Here is a 958-nt window from a genome sequence, read left to right on the forward strand (position 1 = left end):
AAAATAGCCCAAGACAACGCTAATAAAAAGAAAAAATTAGCCCAAGAAGAACAAAAAAAACTGCTGCTATTAGGCACCTTTGTCGTAGCAGCCTTATACCTAATAAAGTAACAACAATAATTAACAATTATATGGAAAACCCTTTTGACAAACCCCGTACAGCCCAACATTGTGCCCCTATTCCTGCTTTAGGGTGGGGACTAAAGAATATTTTTGGGGGTACTATAGTAGGCGACCTTGTAGGCAATTGCGGCGATGAGCGTTCAGACCGCGACCGCAGTAAAACCGCCTATTACGATACCCTAAAAGCTATCGAAAACCTCAAAGCAACCATTGCTACAAAGGAAAATGGTGAAAATATGCAAATGGTCAATGCTATGGAAAAAAACACCGAAGCCTACCGCCGCAAAGTAAGTGCCTTAAGCAACGAAGTAGCCGACCTTGAAGCCCAGCGCAAAGTGTGGGAAGACAACCCCGAAGTAGCCGAAGGGCGTTATGGGCTCACCGCCTTCAACCTCGATGCGCTTGATGCTCTTAGCCGCCCTTTTTTAGGGGTAAGCTTCACTTGTAATGATTACCGCAATGAAGCACTCGAATGGTCAGAAAAAACCAAATCTGTAGCAGAAGAACGGAAAGCATTAGAAGTAAGGATAAAACAGATAGAAGACCGTATTGCCCCCGATAAGGTAGCTCTATTAAGCAAAGACCTTGCAGATGAACGCCAGAAGTACAACAGCCTACAGGAGCAAGCCATACAGCTCAAAAAAGACATCAACCTGATGAGGCAAACGCGAATAATGGTAAAAGCCTCTGAAGCCAAAGCTGCCGCCGACAAAGCCGAGCAACTTAAACGCGAGGAAATACAACGCACCCTGCAAAAAGAAAAAGAGCAGAAGAAAAACAAAAACAACACCCTGCTTATCGGTGCTGGTATAGCGGTAGTTGCTCTTTTCGTGCT

At 44.6% G+C, this 958-nt stretch carries 1 protein-coding gene; it reads left to right on the plus strand.

What is annotated here, in order from left to right:
• Positions 1-131: 131 nt before the first annotated feature.
• A partial coding sequence (locus HMPREF9074_RS11520) for a hypothetical protein (protein ID WP_034541038.1) occupies positions 132-958 on the plus strand: 827 nt, incomplete at its 3' end.

The sequence above is a fragment of the Capnocytophaga sp. oral taxon 329 str. F0087 genome, from assembly GCF_000213295.2.
In the GTDB taxonomy this organism is placed as follows: Bacteria; Bacteroidota; Bacteroidia; order Flavobacteriales; family Flavobacteriaceae; genus Capnocytophaga; species Capnocytophaga leadbetteri_A.